This window comes from Paenibacillus sp. FSL R7-0313 (assembly GCF_037969885.1).
In the GTDB taxonomy this organism is placed as follows: Bacteria; Bacillota; Bacilli; order Paenibacillales; family Paenibacillaceae; genus Paenibacillus.
Genome location: NZ_CP150219.1, coordinates 4,500,272 through 4,519,369 on the forward strand (window position 1 = coordinate 4,500,272; position 19,098 = coordinate 4,519,369).

Genomic DNA, 19,098 nt, shown 5'->3' on the forward strand with positions numbered 1-19,098 from the left:
ATTCGCAGCTAATTTTCATGTGGTTACACAACAATAAAAGGCGTCTATATCATTCAGACCATGATATAGACGCCTTTTTACGTATCCACCTTATACTTTATCGCTTAATCCAACAATGGTTTCAAACGGTCGCAACACCAGGGGCAGCATGCCATTCTCATAGTTGGTAAGCCAGATCTCTGAGAAGTTGAGGCCAAGCTCATCTTCGTCAAGCTCCACGATGTGTTCAGAAAGATTGATTACGACCAGCACCTTTTGATCTGCCAGTGTACGTGTATATGCATATACACTCGGATGATCCGGCATAAGAAGCTCATAGATTCCATAAGTTAACGTATCGTGTTTTTTTCGCAGCTGAATCATTTGTTTATAAAAGTGCAGAATGGAACCTGGTGCCTGGAGTTGTTTCTCTACATTAATTTTGACGTAATTGTCATTCACCTTTAACCATGGCGTACCGGTGCTGAACCCGGCCTCTTTGGCCGAAGACCACTGCATCGGCGTTCTAGAGTTATCACGACTTGAAGCCCAGATGATGTTCATGATCTCCTCATGCGACATCCCCTCTTCGCGTTTGATCTGATATAAATTCCGATCGGCTATGTCGTTATAATCTTCTATGGAAGGGTAAGCCACGTTTGTCATACCTATCTCTTGCCCTTGATATATGAATGGCGTTCCTTGCATGAAAAAGTACATGGCTCCAAGTGCTGTGGCACTTTCATACCAATACTCTGTATCATTTCCCCAAGTTGAAACTTTACGAGGCTGATCGTGATTTTCAATAAACAAAGCATTCCAACCGACGCCTTCCAGCGATTTTTGCCACTTGGTCAAGACGTTTTTCAATTTGGGAATATCCAGTTGCCTTTCCGTGCTGTTTTTCCAAAGGTCCAGGTGTTCGAATTGGAAGACCATATTAAATTTCCCTCTGACTTCACAGATCCAATCCAGCAGATCTTCTTGGTCCTCTACCTTAACTCCATTCGCTTCCCCAACAGTCACGACGTCATATCTGGATAATGTGTTCTCTTTCATTTCTTGCAGATAACTCTGGATTCCCTTCACATTCATATGCTTTTCAAAAGAAGAGACGTATTTGACGCCTTCTCTGATTGGCATGTCCAAGAGACCCTCTTCTTTGTGAATATGGCTGATTGCATCCACACGGAAACCATCAATCCCTTTATCCAGCCACCAATTCATCATTTCATATATGGAATTCCGAACCTCTTTATTTGCCCAATTCAAGTCTGGTTGTTTCTTGGAGAACAGATGGAGATAGTACTGTCCGGAGACTTCATCATATTCCCAAGCAGAACCGCCAAAGATGCTCTCCCAGTTATTCGGTTCGTCTCCATTCTTCCCATCTCTCCAGATGTACCAATCCCGTTTGGGGTTATCCAGCGAAGCTCTGGATTCAATAAACCACGGGTGTTCGTCACTTGTATGATTGATCACCAAGTCCATAATAAGTTTCATGCCGCGGTGATGCACTTCATGCAGTAATTGATCAAAGTCCGCCATCGTGCCGAATTCATCCATAATGGAACAGTAATCACTGATGTCATAACCATTATCATCGTTGGGCGACTTATACATTGGGCAGATCCATATCAGATCAATCCCGAGATCTTGAATATAATCCAGTTTTGAGATGATCCCCTTGATGTCACCAACCCCATCACCGTTGGAATCCATGAAACTTCTCGGATAGATTTGATAGGCTACTGCTTCTTTCCACCATACTCTTTTCATTGAATATAATCCTTCTTTCTTGAGAACTGAACATGATATAACATATTACGTAGTATGCTTTAATTATGAATAAGGTACATTCTTGCTTCATATGGACGTAATTTGCTGTCCGAGAGTTCACTTGTATAATTGAATATCAATAGCTGATTGGACTCTGTTAATTGCTCCTGAAGCGGCAGTTCGGTCGTATATCCCTGGAAATTGCATACCACAAGAATCGTAGCACCATTCAACGTGCGGGTATATGCAAACACGTCTGGGTTCTCTGGAAAGATCAGCTCATAATCACCATATACAATGACTTCATGATCTTTTCTAAGTTGAATCAACTTCCGGTAATAATGAAATATGGATTCGGGATTATTCAAACTTTCCTCGGCATGGATATGCTTATAATTCGGATTCACCTTAATCCAAGGTTCCCCTTGTGTAAAACCTGCGTTATCGGAAGTATCCCATTGCATAGGTGTTCGTGCGTTATCTCGGCCCTTGGCGTAGATCGACTCCATCACGCTTTGTTCAGGACAACCCTTCCCCATTCTTTCCTTATAAAAGTTGAGCAATTCAATATCCCGATAATCCTCGATCGAATATTGAACATTTGTCATACCCAATTCTTCACCCTGATAAATATAAGGCGTGCCTTGCATGCCATGAAGAAGGGTAGCCAACATTTTAGCCGATTCGATCCTTAATTCTCCATCGTTCCCCCAACGTGAGACAATTCGGGGCAAATCGTGGTTGTTCCAGAACAAACTGTTCCAGGCTTCGCCTTCCAGCTCCGTCTGCCATTTGGACAGCACTTTTTTCAATTCCAGTACATCCAAAGGTTTAAGAGCCCACTTTCCTTTGCCTTCTTGTTCATCCAGGCTGATGTGTTCAAATTGGAATACCATAGAAAACTCGCTGCTGTCCGGGTTGCTGTACAGTTTGGCGATCTCCGGAGTGGCGCCCCACGTCTCTCCTACGGTCAGCAGGTCTTCCGCGTTTTGGAACGTCTCCTTGCTTAGTTCCCTGATATATTTATGCAGATTTGGCCCGTTGCCCGTAATCTTTGCATCCGGTTCTTTGCCAATTAAGTCGATAACGTCAAGTCGGAAACCACCAACACCCTTGTCGATCCACCAATTGATCATGTTGTATATCTCCTGCCGGACTTTCGGGTTTTCCCAGTTGAGATCTGGCTGTTTGACGGAAAATAGATGTAAATAATATTGCCCGATCTCAGGCACCCATTCCCAGGCTGAACCACCGAAGGTGGACCCCAAGTCGTTCGGAGGTGTTCCTTCAACACCATCTCTCCAGACGTAGTAGTCATGGTACGGATTGTCTTTGCCTTTTTTGGCTTCTTGAAACCAGGGGTGTTCATCCGATGTATGGTTCAACACCAGATCCATGATGATCCGAATATCTCGTTTCTTTGCTTCAAGAATTAACGTTTCCATATCTTCCAAAGACCCAAACATCGGATCGATATCCTGATAATCTGAAATATCATAACCGTAATCATCCTGAGGGGACTTGCAAACAGGTGATAACCAGATCGCACCAATGCCGAGTTCCTGCAAATAATCCAATCGGGATACAATGCCCTTCAAGTCGCCGATGCCATCTCCGTTATGATCTTGAAAGCTGCGTGGATATATTTGATATACAACGGTTTCTTTCCACCATTTTTTATTTTCCATGTTCATTCAACCTTTCTAATGTTATTCTTTGACCGATCCTACAACAATGCCAGTCACAAAGTATTTTTGCAGCAGCGGATAAATCAGCAATAGCGGGATAACAGCAACTACGATTTTGGCTGCATTCAGGTTTTTGTTCGAAATTTCAGTCAGGTTGCTGAGTTCACTGGAATTGGTGCCAGCTTGAAGCAAATCGGCAATATTCACGTTAAGGGACTGAATATAGGTCATTAGCGGATAATTGCTGACTTTGGTCATATAGATCAAACCGCTGAAGAAGTCATTCCATGTACCCACGATACTGAATAAGGCAACTGTCGCCAGTGCAGGAATGGACACGGGAACATACACTTTGAACAAAACCTGAATGGGATTCGCTCCATCGATGAAAGCTGCCTCTTCAAGCGCTTTAGGTACAGCGGAGAAGAAATTCATCACGAGGATGACACTGAATATCGGGACAGCGCCTGGCAGAACCAGTGCCCATATCGTATTTAGCATATCCAGGTTTTTGATCAGCAAGTAACTCGGAATCATGCCTCCACTGAACAACATGGCAAAAATCATGATATTCATATAAACGTTTCTGCCTTTAAAATCCCTCTTTGATTTGGATAAAGGATAAGCCATCAAAATAATCAGAATCATATTAAGCGTAAGGGTAAGCGCGACACGTAAAATGGAGATGCCAAATGAACGCCAGAACTGTGCATCATCGATAATTTTGGTATACGCTGCTGTTGTAAAATTGACCGGAACGAGACCTACTGCATTTGCGGATACCGCCTCACTGCTGCTGAATGATATGGCAACGATATTCCATAACGGAAGAAGGCAGACCAATGCCAGCATAATGACGGTGGCATAGATGACAAACCGGCCAATTCGTTCTTTGAAGTTTGCAGAATAGGACACAGGTTTGGCCTCCTTAGAATATTTTTCGATCCGTATATTTTTTGGCCAACTGGTTGGCAGACATAAGCAAAACAATGCCGATTACGGACTTGAACAAACCAACAGCCGTACCGAAGCTATACTGTCGCCCAACGAGACCGATCCGATAGACGTATGTATCCAGAATATCGCCCGACTCATAGACAACCGGGTTATACAAGTTATAGATTTGATCGAAACCAGCGCTCAAAATGTTGGTCAGGCTCATTACACCCATGAGCAGAATAATAGGGAGCATACCTGGTAAGGTAATATGCCATACTTTTCTCCACCAACTGGCTCCATCCATTCCTGCCGCTTCGTATAGACCGGGATCAATTGAGGTAATGGCAGCCAAATAGACGATGGAACTGTAACCAAACTCCTTCCACACGTCTGTTCCAATAATTAGTGGCTGGAACCAGGTGTTGCTGCCAAGGAAATTAATGTTTTCCAGGCCAAAGAACGCCAACATTTGGTTCACAATGCCGTCCAAACTGAACATGTTGACAACGACGGATGCGAGTACAACCCAGGATAGAAAGTGCGGCAGATAAACAATCGTCTGCACGGACTTTTTAACGTATTTGATACGAATTTCATTTAATAAAACGGAAAAAATGATGGCCATCATCGTTCCAAGCAAAATCTTGCCAATCGCAATCACCAGCGTATTGCTGACGACCTGCGCGATATCCGGCAGCTTGAACATATAAATGAAATGTTTCAGCCCTACAAATTCAGAGCCAAACATGCCCTTCGCCGGTACATAGTCCTGAAAAGCTGTGATAACACCAACCATTGGGATATAGCTGAATACAAGCAAAAACAAAATGCCCGGCAGCATCATCATATGGTACATGGCACCTGGGCCGAGCCGCCCTCTCGCTTTCAAATTCCGCTGTTTCATGGATGAACCCCTTTCGTTGAAGAAAGGCTGCGTATCGCAGCCCTGCTACTGTGCATGGATATTATTGTTTCGATGCGATCTCGTCTTGAATTTCCTGAATGACTTGATCACCGCCTTGTTTCTTCCAGTTACTGACGAATGTATCGAAGTAATCAAGCGGTTCTGAACCCGTTATGATTTTGATAAACGATTCCTGCTCCAACTTCGTCAGATTGGCCCACGTCTGTTTCATGCTTGGTGTAGTACCAGAGTAGGCAGGTGTCATCCATACAAATTTGTTTTCCTGTGTCAGTTTGTCGATCAGTCCCACTCCGTTGATCCGTGAATGATATTTTGACCAAGCAGTCACATCATCCGTATCCATGTCGCTCAAATAGGTTTTAATGCTTCCGATGTTGTTTTTCGATTCGGTTGTGCGAACCTCGTCGAGGCCGATCTCCCCTTTAATCCCGCGAACAACGTCAGAGTAATCATCCAGCAGCGATGTAGCCGAGTTAACTTCGATATTAAAAGGTCTCGTGGATCCGTCTACCCCGGTCTCCTGATATTTGGCAGCTTCCGGCATGGTTGTTGCGGCATCTTTATCATTGGCCAGTTTATCGTAGAACAGGTTAAGAATCTTAACGGCCAGTTCAGGGTGTTCATATCCCTTTCTTACCACGATAAACTGATTGGATGGATTGGCATGCGCTACGTTGACCTTGCCGTTTGCATCCTCCAGTGTATAAGCCGAGAATTTCGCATTTTTATCCATCTGTTTTGCACTGATCAGTCCCCAGTCAGGGATATGCCACGGTCCAAAGGCGATGCCGCTTTGGCCATTGGCGTAGAGTGCGGTAATATCGTCAAACGTGCGGGTTCCAAATTGCGGGTCAATGATACCATTCTTGAACCAATCGGCCATGATGCCCAGCATCTGCTTTGTTTCTTCTGTTGTGGAACCGTATACGATTTTGCCGTCTTCACCATTCATCCAATATTGCGGGAAGGCTCCCTCGGTTGAGGCCACACCCAGCATCGTATAAGCAGAGCCATTATAATCTGTTGTATTCATCGTGTTCACAAATGGAATACCTACCGGGTTCCCGGATTGGCCAGGATCTCTTTTCAGGAATTCCTGTGTGGTCTTCTCCACTTCATCCAGTGAAATGGCGCCGTCACCATCTGCATCAAGTTGAATCCCCAGCAGATCCAGCCAATCTTGACGGACCCAAACCATCGTTGGTGCGGAATCCAGAGAAGTCGCCGGAAGTCCCATCAAACGTCCATCAATCGTTGCATTTTCTAATGCACGTCCATCATAGGAATCGTACATCTGCTTGATGTTATCCGTGGCATATTGATCATAAATGGCCGTCAGATCCTCAATCAGGTCATTATCCACAAGTTCTTTCAGTTCATCTTTGGAATCAACGCGCATCATATCAGGCAATTCCCCGGATGCGATAGCGAGCGAAACTTGACGGCTATAATCTTCGCCATTGGCTTCAAATTGATCTGTAATCTGAGCGTTAAATGTGTCTTTGACCAGCCGAGTATATGCGTTGTTCTCATAGGTATCACCAGCCGGCAGTTTTGGGTTGGCTGTGGTTACCCGTCCCATGGTTACTGTAATTTCGTCTTTATAAGCACTGAACGGATCTCCCGGTGTTACCTCATATTTGCCTGCTTCCTCTGCAGTAGGAGGAGTGGAAGAGTCTCCACATGCCGCGAGGGTTGCAACCATCAAGGCAGACATGGACAGCACGGCGAGACGCTTCGTCAACCGGTTGCTTTTCATAGACCATTTTGTTCTCATCTAGTTCGATTCCCCTTTATTCTGATGTTCAATATTTGTTTGCGCTTTCATTATAAAATGAAGTGAAGCCCTATCGGGATAGGGATTACACGTCCGTTTGGATAGAGAAATGTGTACAGTTTTCAGTCTGTATGATGAAGTATGGTTAACTTGTGAGCATTTACCCTACCTATTGATCTACATTTGTCTAACTCCCCCTGCTCTTCATCAAAAACAAAAGCCGGCAGCTCCTAAAACAGGAAGCTGTCGGCTATTTATTTCCTCTACCTAGCTGCCGATATTCGCTTGGCAGAAGACCTGTCAGTTCGCGGAAAATCCGGCTGAAATATTTTTCATCCGTATAACCCACTCGCTCCGCAATCCAGAAAATTGTGTTGTTTGTATTGAGCAAGTACTCTTTGGATTTCTCTACCCGGATGAACCGGGAGTACTCATTAAAGGTTTTCCCCATCAGATCTTTGAAACATTGACTGAAATAACTTCGGCTGATGTTGAGTTGTTGGGAGAGACCTGAAGCTGTATAGGCCTGCTCCAAATCATGCTGCACGATCATCACTGATTTTTTCACGGCATCGATGATTTCCTGTGAATATGAAGTCTGTTCATCAGCCTTTCGAATGCTTGCAGCAGTCTGTTTGATCCATTCTTCAACCTCGTACCAAGACTCGAAAGAATGGATCATCGAGATTTTTCCAAGCGTAGTTTGAGCAAAAAGGTGGTTCCATTCCATCACGATCGAGTACAGCAATCCCATCAACTGAACTTTATGTAATCGTAAGGATATAAACTGGTCAATGAGTTGGTTATAGTAACTGTCGTGGTGGGTCCATGGTGTCTGGAACCAACTTTGCTTAATCCGGTCAAGGTCCTCATCCTGCGGTTCTTTTAAACATGTGTCTTCCTCATTCATCGAAACGGCAATAACTTGGTTATTGGAGTTGTACACATAGAATAAAGACGTCTCTGTATAATTCCTAATCCAGTTTTTGATTTGCGACCACGTTCGCTCTTGCACATCAGACAAAACCAACAACGTACTATGGGGAACTTGGTGCAGGAACTCCTTCAATTGATGGAATAGTTGATCCTCCTCCGACGGGTGAGCAGCCCACATGCAGCTATTACGCTCAACCTCCCACCGTATCTCATCTTCATGCGCAGTTAGCTCCATTGGCCACTTATGCTCTGATTTGCGATCCTGTGACACAAGGGCATACACATTTTGATAATGGACATTGACTTCATTCTGCGAAGGTATCTTTCTTATCGTGCTTGTCAACCCGTTAATTCGGGTATGTATCCGTTGCAGAACATGTTCAAATTGCTCTTTCTCCAGCTGGACTTTGGCTATATAATCGATGGCTCCGAGTCTTAGCGCTTCCTGGATATAATCGAAATCCTGATGCAGTGTTAACACAACGATATGAAGTTCTGCATAGAGCTGCCTCGCAGCTCGCATCAGTTCAATCCCTGACATGACGGGCATTGCAAGATCCGTCAGCATCAGATCGACCGGTTGGGTTTTCAGGAAATCCAGTGCTTTCGCCCCGTTGCTGGCCTCTCCTACAACCTCCATATTGAACTCGTTCCATGGCATCGCAGAGCTAATGCCTTTGCGTACCAGCTTATCATCATCTACAATCAATACCTTAATCATGACGAGATATCTTCTCCTTTAATAGGCAATACAAGCAGTATGCTTGTCCCTGTTCCCAATTCACTCTCGATCACCAGTTGTGCTTGATCCCCGTACTGCGCCTTTAACATGCGGTGAACGTAATTGAGTCCGATACCCATTCCTACTTTTTGATGCTCAGCTACACGATTGTTCAGCAGATTATGAATGGTTTCCTCGGTCATACCTGCTCCATTATCTTGGATCATAATGTTCAACGTTGCAGTGCATGTCACTTCAATCTGAATAAAACCTTCGTCACTCAATCCATGATATAGCGAATTTTCAACCAGCGGTTGCAGAATAAAGCGGGGCACAGGAATTTGAAGCACTTGCTCATCTGCAGTAATGCGGACGTCAAATTCAAAGTCGTAGCGAATTTGCTGCAAAATCAGATACTGTCTTAACGCATCAATCTCTTCTTCCATGGTAGATACTTGCCCTAATTTGCCCAGATTGTAATAGAGCAGCTTGTTCAAGGACTGTACCAGCTTGTCGATCTCCCCTTGTCCGTTCATGACGGCCAGCCAGTGCACCGTATCCAGCGTATTCATCAGAAAGTGTGGGTTGATCTGATAGAGCAGCTTTTCCACTTCCAGGTCTGCACGTATCTTCTCTTTCTGCTGCACTTCCCTGAAGAGGTCACCAATTTGATGTTGCATATTGGAAAATTCACTGAGCAGAAAATCAAATTCTGGAATTTGAGTGCGAGCTCGGCTCCCTGTCATTTGTGGATTTTTGGACATCCCGTTGATTTCCGAATGGAACAGACCGAGAGGTTTGTAGACCATCTTCCACAGAAGCCAAGCAAGAAACACGGTAAAGCCGAGGAAAAATAAAGCGACCAGCAATATTTGAAGCAACCACTGGTTTTTCTCCTGTTGATATTGAGCCTGCGAAATGACAGATACAACGCTCCATTTCTGTGAGGAATCCTCCTTGAACCAGTGATACCCACGGGATATTCCGTCCTTGGCAGGATCGACCGTTAAGCTGGAGAAATTCTCCCCGACCTTCATGGCCTCCGGTATTTCACTGTACACAATGTTTCCTGTACCATCCAGAATGAGATGAGATAATGCTCCGTTGTATTGATTGTAACCCAAGATATCCTGTGTAAGGCGAAATCCGGATTCTACGTATATGTACACGTCGTCCCTTTTGGGCAGTTGTACTTTTCGCATGGCAGACAGAACGAGTTGGTCATCAAACCGGTTCATGCTGATATGGGGACCATAATACTTAATGCCATAAGTTTGGAAGAGCACTGGCAAAGATTCAGGAGAAAAATGATCCTTAATCGGAAAGTTGCCGAACTGCGTAGTGCCTTCTTTCTGGAAATAATATAAGGTCAATCCGATATTCGGATTGGTAAACGTGACCACACTTAACTCGCTCTTTAATTCGTCCCTGGCCTCGATTAATTCGAAGATATCGGAGGACGGATTCAAAAATTCATCCAACCTTTTGCCTACAGTGCCACCGTAAGATAATTGCTGTGTAACGTGATTCAGATTGGTGATTGAATTCTCCAATGAAGATGTCACCTGCTGTAAATTGCTGCGAATGCCATCATCGATCTTATTTGCGAAAATGGAGTCAATCGTATAATAAGAAATCGCAAATATGCTGATAAAGGGGATAAACGCACTGAGAAAGAACAATAAAAAGATTCTTTTTTTGAGTGTCATGGGGACCTATTCTCCTCCTGAAAATGAAACAGCAAGCCTCCTGCGTATGGAAGCTTGCTGTGAATATACATACAGCTATGCCGGTTATCGATTTCTCCACAGGCCTCGTCCAAGTCCAATTTCCTTTCATCATTATAGATTGATATTCAAATAAGTCAAACGCTTTCATATTGTGCGTATATAAAAAGTGCTACTTCTCAAAATGATGAGGAATAGCACTTTTATATGCGTACCTTACTTCAGTTGTAATCACTTCTTGTTATTGGAATGCTCAAACATTTCAGCCTACTCTCTTACCGTCACATTTAATTTGTGTGATCTGGTTTCCCCTGAAGAATTACGAAGTACAGCTTCATACTCGTAGATTCCAGGTGCCTTTCCAGAGATTGAGGTAACCGCAGACTGTGCACCAGGCGAATGAGATTGCAGCGATTGTGTGTCAATCAATAGACCATTTTCGTAAAGTTCGTATTCGGTTGCGTTTGTTCCCCACCACAGATTCATGGTGACATTATAGTTGCTGTCACCGTCCCAGTTGTCGTTCGACAGAACAGCTTGCCCCGGGGAAGCATCCGTGACGATGACTGTCAGCGGAACACTCATGGTTGAACCCAGTGCATTAATCAATTCTCCAGTATAGATATAGGTGCCATTTTTCTTTCCAGTAATATCAACTTGAACAGATTGGGCGGACGGGGATTGATCGACCAGAGAAATTTCCTTAATCAATTCACCATTCTCATACAGCTTGAACTGATTGCCGTTATTCCCCCACCACAGATTCATCGTGATTGTATAGTCTCCGTCCTTGAGCCCTGTGTCGTAACCATTATTATCAGATAACACCGGAGTGCCAGGGGCACCGTTTGCAAGTGGCGTTGTCTGATGGAGCCATTCTTCCCACTTAATCAGCACACTTGCCTGCTCATCCGTAAATACGGTTCCTCTAGCTGCTTGAACGTCATTACCGTAGGATGCAAGCAATTGACGCGCTTTTGCTCCTTCACGATCGTTTGCTGCCTGTTTGGCCTGCTTTAACGTGTTTGTAAGCTGATCAGCAAGAGCGCCGGCATTAGGATCGGTCGATTCATCAGCAAAGGCGTTGGTCAGATTGATCAGGCTGTCGAATGTGGCAATAACGCCAAAATTATATTCTACCGTCTGTTCCCAGCCTGCCAAATCGGAGACGGTTGCCGTAACCTGGTTCAGGCCGGGTTCCAGTGCATACGCCGGAGTGTCCAGGAGCACACCCTCCGGTTCTGCCACACCGGATACCGTATCAGAAGCTGTATAGCCAATTTCCACGTGCTGATCAATGGTGTATTCGGTTTGACCATGAATTTCAATGGTTGGAGGTACGAGATCAATGGATATGGACAAAGACTGTTCGCTCTCTTTGTTACCGTCAACATCGACGCTCCAGTAGGTAATGGTATGTGTACCTTCTTCAGTCAGGGTCAACTGTGTGCCACTCACCGTTTCGCCACCATTAATTTGATAATAGGTCCCTTCGATTTCGGAATCTTCATCGCTTGCTGTGAAGGTTACTTGTGCCGGAGAAGTATACCAGCCGTTCTGCAATTCTCCTTCCACAGTTGCCTTGGTATGCGGGGCCTTCTGCTCCGGAGTTTCTCCTTCCAACGTAACCAAATCAGATAGCGGAATATTCAATTCCTTTACAAGTCGTGCCACGAGTTCAGACACCTTGATTGCGCCATTCATCTGCAAATGTGTATTGTCTTCCGTTGTGCCTACCCACATGAATATCGATTTGGTTCCTTCAGTGCCAAGCTCCTGGAAATGCTCCCAACTGGCTTGGTTCAGATCGATGATAAGTGTTTCCGTTTCCTGCGCCGTTTCTTTCATCGCCTGTACGTATTCCGGGAAGCTTTTGTTCAACACCTCACCAGTAAAATCACGACGATTCACTGGCGTGACCAGAACCGGAATTGCCCCTCTTTGAAGAGCACCGTTAATGTATTCTTTTAGATATACCTTAAATTGCTCTGGTGTAAGATAACGCTCTGGACGTGAAGGTGTGGAATCATTATGAGACCACTGCATGAACAGATAATCGCCTTCTTGAATGTCGAGTAAAATATCGTTGAGATATCCGCCGACCAGGAAGGTTTTGCTGCTCAAACCTCCAACTGCCCGGTTATCAATACTGACTTCATTTGGATCAAAAAATCCACCCAATGTTTCTCCCCAGCCTGCTTGCGGACGATAGTTTTCCGCGTAATTAGCCACAGTGGAATCGCTGGCCAAATAAATAACAGGTTTATCACTTGCACTCTGATCTGGCAGACGCTCCAGTTTCAGCGCATTGATCTTCGGTGCATTTCCGGTGAAATTGAAGTTAAAGACTCCATCAATCAGGGCAATGTCATACGTGATTTCTTTGAATTCGCCCTTGGCAATGCTTGTCAGCGGCAGTTTTGTCATCTGCTCTACAACAACATTTGCGCTGGTCGATTCCTCCGCATCCCCGATGGTCATCGTTACCCGGTAATTCGCCGGCTCCATTTCCGCGAGGAAAGAGGTACCGTTTACTCGTGTGAAATCTTCCTTGAGCAAATCTCCGGTTTCCCGGTTCTCATCTTTGGTCAGCGCAGTATCAGCAAAGCCGTACCCATTGCCTTCGATGTACGCTCTTTTGGCATCTACTTTGATGTATCCGTCGGCTGCGCCGCCTGAACCAAAGTCAAATTTGTATTCGTTTATCCCTTCGCCCGGTTCACTTGTCAATGAATCCTTCGCGACAGTTAACATATTAAACACATGGTCAACTTGAGCTTGGGTAGCTTCCGTATTGAAAATGGCTTCCGCAGCTGCCAAAGCCCGGTTCACCACGGCCTTCGATGCATCTGTGTATTCCGATAGATCAATTGTTTTGATCTCATCATACAGAGCGATCAATGCAGTCTGATCGCCACCCTCCGAAGAGAGCTGAGTGCCTTCTATTCGCACGTTATCGATCTGGGTAGTCCAGTTCAACGTGCCTCCACCACCTTTTCTCGTGCCCAGGAACCGCATGGATCTGACGTTGTCCGCATATGCGGCGGAACTCAGTGGGATATCTCGAATCGTTTGTGTAAGTGTCGGATTCGCTATGTTCGTTAATGTCAGATCAAGTGTTTTCTCGGCAAAATTAACGGTAGCATCCACATTGACCCACTGGTTCTTGGAAATATCTGTAGCCGTTCCCCCTTCAGGTATGGCCGTATCCCCTGTGCCGTAGTCTGGATTATATGCACCGACAAAATAATGAATTTTGGTGCTTCCAGTTTTGGTAAACAGCGTGAACAAGGCATTTTCGTTGGAATCCTGGACCGTGAGATGACCTTCTGATGGGTATGCGCTCACATTACCGGATTGCCAGTCAAAGTTCACGTTCACCTGATCGCCGTTTACGGCATCAAACAGACGGAACACCTTGGCTCGATTGCCCGATCCGGACCCTGTGACGGACAGTACCTTATTTCCGGACTGTTCAACAACGGTTCCCGCCATGGTTCCTGCGATACCCGTGGCATTGACCATCGCATACTGGTAGTTGGCAGCGTCGCCTTCAAAATCCTCCTCATAGAGCTGGGTTTCTGGCTCTGGTTCTGGCTCGGTAATATCTGGGTCAATGACCAGCGATGAGATACTCAGCTCCATGTCTTTGACTGCACCAGCAACGAGTCCGGCAATTTTCTGTGCACCATAGCTGCTGAAATGGGTATTATCGTTGATTCCATTCGGGTATTTTGGATATTCACCCGGATTAGCATATAGGAATACTTTTTCCGTAGCGGTATTACCAATTTTGTCGTAATACGCAATACTTAACTTGCTCAGATCAATCAGCGGCACGTCAAGCTCTTCTGCCACTTCTTTGGCAGCCTGCACATATGCCGGGAAGCTGACGTTGAACTCTTGAGTCACCGTGTTAAAGTCTCTGCGTCCAACCGGAGTGAGCAATACGGGTGTAGCGCCGCGCTGTTTGGTACCGTTTACATATCGAGTTAAGTAGATCTTATAATCCTCTGGTGATGCATACCGGTCCGGTATCCCTGCACTCGCGTCGTTATGACCAAAGGAAATGAAGAAGAAGTCCCCCGGCTTAATTCGCTGCAGGATCGTATCCAGACGACCGTCTACCATGAATGATTTGCTGCTTCGGCCGCCGATCGCATCGTTCACGATCACTGCCCCATTGGAGAAATACCGTCCGAACTGTTGCCCCCATCCTTCTTGAGGAGCCTGCATTTCACTGTAAGATTGCATGGTTGAATCACCGGCCATATAGATCGTTGTTGCCGCACCGGCTACTTTCTCTGGATATTTCTCGATGATGACGTCTTGGATGTCTATGGCTGTACCCGTGAAGAGAAGATCGAGCTGTCCATCCACCACAGCAATGTCATAGGAATACTCCAGTGGTGATCCTGCTGTCACATTGGTTACGGCGAGCTTCTGGACGAATTCGGATTTGACTCCAACGTTCGAGTCATTTGCATCATTGCCCAATCGCAGCGACACCTTATAGTTTGCATTGGGCAGGTCAACAGCAAATGTCGTACCTGTCGCAACCGAAACCTGGTTTGCCCCTACCGTAACACCACTTGTATCCTTGAAGCCGTATCCCGGATCTTGTGCGTAGAGCGTATCCTGTATGTTCGTACTTCCTGACGCAGTCTCTGTACCGAAATTAAAACGGTAGACCGGCTCCAGCATTTCAGCTTCGCGAGTCAGCGCCAGATCGGCTTTAGGGAATGCTGTAGCTTCCGCTCCAAGATAAAAGCCGGTATGAGGCGGCTGGTTGTAGGCTACATTTTGCCAGGCTACGCCAAGTCGATACACAGGGTCCTGCATCAGCGTAGGGATGCGATAGTCTGAAGGAATGGTCGTTGTGTAGAGACGATACTCCGAACTATCTTCGCTCCGCAGCAGAAGCTCCTCACGCCAGTCGCCCAGAATGTCCGCCTGAAGTGCCGGATTGCCTTTGGTATGGTTGTTCGTTAACGTACCGGTTGCCCGGAAGATTTCATTCAGCTTTTTGTTTTGGTAATCCCACTTATAGATGAGCGGAATTCCTTTGGCTGTGCTATTATCCCACTCATGGTCCAATAGCTCCCGCTGAAGATCTCCATCCCACCAGATGGCGAAATTGGCGGTTTTGGGCCCTTCGTCCACAGTGTAGATAGCTTCTCCGGCAGCTGAATAAGTATTGGTTACAGGGACACTTTGCCCGTTGGTAACGGTCGTGGCCCATGATTCGTAACCCGGATAGTTCGGATCAATGTCCGCCGACATCCCGCGACCGGTGTCAAAACCTGTTTTCTCACCCCAAAGGATTTCACCTGTTGCCGCATTGCGCATCTCCAATCCGTATGCCGCATCCGAATGTTCATGCACGCTTACGACCTGGTACCCCTCTCGATTTGGATCGAGCTGGCCGGCATGCATGGCATCACCGTGGCCGAGTCCAGTGCTGTACAGCAAGCTGCCATCATCATCAATGGCCAAGGCGCCAAACATAATTTCGTCCTTGCCGTCCTTGTCGACATCCAGCACACTTAGATTATGGTTGCCCTGTGATTGATATTGTGCTCCTGCTTCATTCGTGTCGAACGTCCAGCGCTTGACGAGTTCCCCGCCAACATAATCATAAGCAACAAGCACTGTGCGGGTATAATAACCCCGGCTCATCACGACACTTGGCTTCGTACCGTCCAGATAAGCGATGGCGCCAAGGAACCGGTCTACACGGTTGCCATAGCCGTCACCCCAATCGTTGACGTTGCCTCTTGGTGGATCATAATTCACAGTAGATACAGCCGCGCCAGTCTCACCGTTAAACAGTGTGAGATATTCCGGCCCTGACAGTATGTATCCGCCGTCGTTGCGATAATCTTTCGTGCCGTCACCAATGACCGTGCCTTGGCCGTCCTTCGTGCCGTCCGCCGTCTTGACAACAACCTCGGCTTTTCCGTTGCCATCCAGGTCATATACCATTAACTGCGTATAATGCGCTCCGGCGCGGATATTGACTCCCAGGTCAATCCTCCACAGCTTTGTGCCGTCCAGTTTGATGGCATCGATATACACATTGCCGGTATAACCTGCCTGCGAATTGTCCTTGGAATTGCTTGGACTCCACAGGAAGACGATTTCATATTCGCCATCTCCGTCCAAGTCAGCCACGGACGCGTCACCTGCATAATAAGAGTAGGTTCCACCATCCTTAGTCCGGCCATCAGCCGGTTTATCGAGCGGAATAGGCAGATAATCGTTATGCCAGACTGATACAACCTCCGGTTGCATTTGCTCTTTGCCTGCAATAACGGTGGAGATCTGATATTGCGAGCTGTCGAAACCAGTGGTGTCCACATAGTTCGTCACATCGCTTATGGGTGATGCGTTCACTTTGGTTCCATTTTTATATATATTGAAAGCGATATCATCTGGGTCGTTGTTTAAATACCTCCAGCTTAAAAAAACGCCGTTGTCTACAAGAACCGCAACCAAACCCCGGTTCAGGTATTCTGCTTGGCGACCCGGCAGGCCGTTTGATGATGACTCTGCACGCATCGGTGCCGGAGGAACAGCCAGTGAAATAACCATAAGGAGTGCTAAAAAAGATACAAACATCGATTTCTGGATGGAAACAGTTCTTCGGATCATTCGATTAACTCCTCCTTATCTAAGAATTCATTTTTAGAATCATCAGTTCGATCCTGCCCTGTTTGTTGTCAAATGAACACAATTTACAGCCACCTCCTCTTTATGTTACCGCTTACATTTATCTTACAGGTCTAAAAAAAGACAGACAATCTAAAAAATGTGACGTATTATATAAAATAATTGACTTTTTTAGGAAGGAGATGAAACGATGGTTCATACGGTTTCTTATGCTTTTCGTAATGACGATACATCAATCATGACACTTGACTCTATTGGATGGCAGATCGTTTCTAGCGAAGAATATCGTTGTCCAAGTGATGATAGACCGGACCCGGGGCACGTCGTTTTTCAATACACACTTAATGGTCAGGGTTATCTGGATATTGAAAATCAAACGATTCCTTTACCAAAAGGACATGCCCTACTTGTTAAAATCTCCGGAGAACATTGCTATTACTATAAACAAGAGAACAACGAACCCTGGGAATTTATATGGATCAACATTCGCGGGGATGAAGCTAACCGAATTTGGGATATGATCCATGATAATGAGGGACATGTCATTCGACGAAACGCGGACTCTCCCTTGATTCAAGAGTTATGGCAAATTATCCATTTGATTCATCAAGAGAAAGTTACGGACAAGTATCGCTTGTCCATGCAAGTCTATCGGTGGTTGCTTATCTTGGTACAGACGAGTCGGGATGCGGAGAAGGATATCGGTGCCTTATCCATAACAACGATTGAAAAATGTAAAAAGTTCATTCGAGAGAATTATGCCTCCCCTTTGACACTGGATCTGCTGGCCAGTCATTGTGATATCAATAAACACTACTTGTGCAGGTTATTTCAGAAATCCGAGAAAACATCACCGTTAGCCTATCTCAAAGACAGACGCATTGAGGTTGCAGTACGATTACTACGTACAACGGAACTTCCGATTTCCCAGATTGGTCAACAATGCGGCTTTGAGAGTCCCAGCTATTTCGGCAAAGTTTTCCGTCAATATATGTCCATGTCTCCCAAAGAATATCGCATGAATAAGCTAGAGTTTCCTTACGAGGCCATCTATTATGAATAGCTAAACTCGCTGTTTGCTAGTTGTCCTTGGCTCGGGAACTGCTCTTGTACCAATAAAACAAAAAAAGCCGCTAGAATAGCGACTTTTAATGGAACTATATTCTTTCTTGTGTACTTCGATACTGCTGCACTTATTGAGCGGTGTATCCTCCGTCTATGATCAGGCTATTTCCTGTCATATATGAAGAATCGTCACTAGCTAGGAACAGAACGGCTTTGGCCATTTCTTCTGCTTGACCCAGACGTTTCATTGGTGTTGCCGCAGAAAGTGCTTGCTTGCTCTCTTCCGGGATAATCGGAGTATCGATGAAGCCTGGGCAAAGGGAATTCACCCGAATATTCTGCTCAGCATACTCCAGTGCGAGGGAACGAGTCAGATTCACAACGCCGCCTTTAGCTGCATTGTAGGCTGCTGAACCAGGCGAACCAACCCATCCGTACATGGAAGCCGTGTTGACGATTGTACCTCCGCCAATTTTGAGCATTTCGCGAATCGATTCACGTGCAACCAAGAATACGCCGTCCAGATCAACATTGACTGTATTGCGCCATTCGGCATAATCAAGCTCATGCGTCGGATGAACACGTCCGATTCCCGCATTGTTAAATACGATATCCACTTGACCAAATGTTTCTACGGTTTGTTTGAAAATCTCAGAAACCTCTTCTTCACTTGTTATGTTTGCTTTAATAAAGAGAGCCTCTGCTTTAAGCGCTTTCAGTTCCTGCTCAAACGCCTTGCCTTTTTCTTCATTCAGATCCACCAATACCACTTTAGCTCCTTCGGAAACGAATAAGCGAGCTGTCGCTGCACCAATCCCGGATGCTCCTCCTGTGATGACTGCAACTTTATCTTGAAGTTTGCCCATGAATAAATCCCCCAGTATAATATT

10 protein-coding genes are annotated in these 19,098 nt (G+C 45.6%); 1 reads left to right on the forward strand and 9 read right to left on the reverse strand.

Annotated elements, in window-relative coordinates; genetic code table 11:
- Nucleotides 1–90: 90 nt before the first annotated feature.
- The 8 genes from NSQ38_RS19695 to NSQ38_RS19730 all read right to left on the reverse strand — a co-directional run bounded on the left by NSQ38_RS19695 (nucleotide 91) and on the right by NSQ38_RS19730 (nucleotide 17,125).
- Nucleotides 91–1,758 (reverse strand): alpha-glucosidase, encoded by a 1,668-nt coding sequence (locus NSQ38_RS19695; RefSeq protein ID WP_339783696.1) that lies wholly within the window; start codon nucleotides 1,756–1,758, stop codon nucleotides 91–93.
- 59 nt (nucleotides 1,759–1,817) lie between these two features.
- Nucleotides 1,818–3,446 (reverse strand): alpha-glucosidase, encoded by a 1,629-nt coding sequence (locus tag NSQ38_RS19700; protein ID WP_339783698.1) that lies wholly within the window; start codon nucleotides 3,444–3,446, stop codon nucleotides 1,818–1,820.
- A gap of 21 nt (nucleotides 3,447–3,467) precedes the next feature.
- Nucleotides 3,468–4,361: a carbohydrate ABC transporter permease gene (locus NSQ38_RS19705; protein ID WP_339783699.1), complete on the reverse strand. Its 894-nt coding sequence runs from the start codon at nucleotides 4,359–4,361 to the stop codon at nucleotides 3,468–3,470.
- Nucleotides 4,362–4,374: 13 nt separating this feature from the next.
- Entirely contained in the window at nucleotides 4,375–5,289 is a 915-nt protein-coding gene (locus NSQ38_RS19710) for an ABC transporter permease subunit (RefSeq protein ID WP_339783701.1), read from the reverse strand.
- A gap of 61 nt (nucleotides 5,290–5,350) precedes the next feature.
- Entirely contained in the window at nucleotides 5,351–7,087 is a 1,737-nt protein-coding gene (locus NSQ38_RS19715; protein ID WP_339783703.1) for a sugar ABC transporter substrate-binding protein, read from the reverse strand.
- A 250-nt stretch (nucleotides 7,088–7,337) separates the two neighbouring features.
- Entirely contained in the window at nucleotides 7,338–8,744 is a 1,407-nt protein-coding gene (locus NSQ38_RS19720) for a response regulator (protein ID WP_339783705.1), read from the reverse strand.
- Nucleotides 8,741–10,453 carry a histidine kinase gene (locus NSQ38_RS19725; protein WP_339783707.1) on the reverse strand — a complete coding sequence of 571 codons (1,713 nt, stop codon included), beginning with the start codon at nucleotides 10,451–10,453 and terminating at the stop codon, nucleotides 8,741–8,743. Before NSQ38_RS19725 ends, NSQ38_RS19720 begins: the two co-directional genes overlap by 4 nt.
- Before the next feature lie 285 nt (nucleotides 10,454–10,738).
- Nucleotides 10,739–17,125 (reverse strand): GDSL-type esterase/lipase family protein, encoded by a 6,387-nt coding sequence (locus NSQ38_RS19730; RefSeq protein ID WP_339783709.1) that lies wholly within the window; start codon nucleotides 17,123–17,125, stop codon nucleotides 10,739–10,741.
- 208 nt (nucleotides 17,126–17,333) lie between these two features.
- Between NSQ38_RS19730 and NSQ38_RS19735 the strand changes: the two genes are divergently transcribed.
- Nucleotides 17,334–18,206, forward strand: a complete 873-nt coding sequence (locus NSQ38_RS19735; protein WP_074095228.1) for an AraC family transcriptional regulator — start codon at nucleotides 17,334–17,336, stop codon at nucleotides 18,204–18,206.
- A 130-nt stretch (nucleotides 18,207–18,336) separates the two neighbouring features.
- On the opposite strand, the gene NSQ38_RS19740 is transcribed toward NSQ38_RS19735, so the two are convergent.
- Nucleotides 18,337–19,074, reverse strand: a complete 738-nt coding sequence (locus tag NSQ38_RS19740) for an SDR family NAD(P)-dependent oxidoreductase (RefSeq protein ID WP_074095227.1) — start codon at nucleotides 19,072–19,074, stop codon at nucleotides 18,337–18,339.
- Nucleotides 19,075–19,098 lie beyond the last annotated feature (24 nt).

What these genes read in the sequence shown, in the direction of transcription:
- NSQ38_RS19695 (WP_339783696.1), bottom strand. Translation starts at nt 1,758, where the DNA reads ATGAAAAGAGTATGGTGGAAAGAAGCAGTAGCCTATCAAATCTATCCG.
- NSQ38_RS19700 (WP_339783698.1), bottom strand. Translation starts at nt 3,446, where the DNA reads ATGGAAAATAAAAAATGGTGGAAAGAAACCGTTGTATATCAAATATAT.
- NSQ38_RS19710 (WP_339783701.1), bottom strand. Translation starts at nt 5,289, where the DNA reads ATGAAACAGCGGAATTTGAAAGCGAGAGGGCGGCTCGGCCCAGGTGCC.
- NSQ38_RS19715 (WP_339783703.1), bottom strand. Translation starts at nt 7,087, where the DNA reads ATGAGAACAAAATGGTCTATGAAAAGCAACCGGTTGACGAAGCGTCTC.
- NSQ38_RS19720 (WP_339783705.1), bottom strand. Translation starts at nt 8,744, where the DNA reads ATGATTAAGGTATTGATTGTAGATGATGATAAGCTGGTACGCAAAGGC.
- NSQ38_RS19725 (WP_339783707.1), bottom strand. Translation starts at nt 10,453, where the DNA reads ATGACACTCAAAAAAAGAATCTTTTTATTGTTCTTTCTCAGTGCGTTT.
- NSQ38_RS19730 (WP_339783709.1), bottom strand. Translation starts at nt 17,125, where the DNA reads ATGATCCGAAGAACTGTTTCCATCCAGAAATCGATGTTTGTATCTTTT.
- NSQ38_RS19735 (WP_074095228.1), top strand. Translation starts at nt 17,334, where the DNA reads ATGGTTCATACGGTTTCTTATGCTTTTCGTAATGACGATACATCAATC.
- NSQ38_RS19740 (WP_074095227.1), bottom strand. Translation starts at nt 19,074, where the DNA reads ATGGGCAAACTTCAAGATAAAGTTGCAGTCATCACAGGAGGAGCATCC.